2 protein-coding genes are annotated in these 756 nt (G+C 70.9%); both read right to left on the bottom strand.

Going from position 1 to position 756, the window contains the following annotated elements:
- Window positions 1–226 (bottom strand): transposase (locus RM540_RS16325; protein ID WP_311666096.1); only part of this gene is annotated, 226 nt, incomplete at its 3' end.
- A 92-nt stretch (window positions 227–318) separates the two neighbouring features.
- A complete protein-coding gene (locus RM540_RS16320; protein WP_311666095.1) occupies window positions 319–705 on the bottom strand; it encodes a helix-turn-helix domain-containing protein in 387 nt (128 codons plus the stop codon).
- Window positions 706–756 lie beyond the last annotated feature (51 nt).

Raw genomic sequence — 756 nt, 5'->3', positions numbered from 1 at the left:
TATGGACCGAATGGTTGTCCCAGATCACGATGTCGCCACGCCGCAGGTTGGGGCACAGGTGGTCGCGCACGAACCGCTCGAACACGTCGCCGTTGACGCTCCCCCCAACGGCAACGACGCCGCCGCGGCCGAGTCCCATCCAGCCGATCAGGCTCGTGCGCTTTCCCTTCCGGTACGGCGCGTGCTCCTCGCACCGCTCGCCACGCGGCGCGTAGCCGTAGCTCACGCGACCACCGGCGACGATGCCGCTCTCGTCGACGCACACCACGCGCGCGCCGTCGACGGTCGGTTGCCACGCGGCAAACTCGGCGCGTTCGGCTACGACGTCGGGCCGGAGCCGCTGGACGGCTCGGAAGGACTTTTTTTGAGCGTCAGCGCCATCCGGGCGAGCGTCTGCCCGACGGTCTGCTGGCTGACGCGCGCTTGCCCAGCCTCTGCAAGCCGGTCGGCGAGCACGTGCTGAGCGACCGACGGGTCGTCGTCGAGCCAAGCGCGGAGCAGGGCCTCTCCGTCCGGGGTGACGCGGCGCGGATTGCCGCCGGCGCGCGGCGCGCGTTCGACCGACCCGGTGTCGCGCTTGCGTCGGAGCCAGCGTCCGAGCGACGCCTCACCGACAGCGAAGCGGGCGGCCACGGCGGGAATAGAACCGTCGCCTCGCTCGTAGGCTTCGACGGCACGGCGGCGGAGGTCGGTCGAGATCGCCATAGCTTGGGCGGAGCGGTGAAGCTACCCGATCAGAGCTACGCCGTCACGCTG

Source organism: Rubrivirga litoralis (genome assembly GCF_031846415.1).
GTDB lineage: Bacteria > Bacteroidota > Rhodothermia > Rhodothermales > Rubricoccaceae > Rubrivirga > Rubrivirga litoralis.
This window is presented reverse-complemented; position numbering and strand designations above follow the sequence as displayed.

What these genes read in the sequence shown, in the direction of transcription:
- RM540_RS16320 (WP_311666095.1), bottom strand. Translation starts at nt 705, where the DNA reads ATGGCGATCTCGACCGACCTCCGCCGCCGTGCCGTCGAAGCCTACGAG.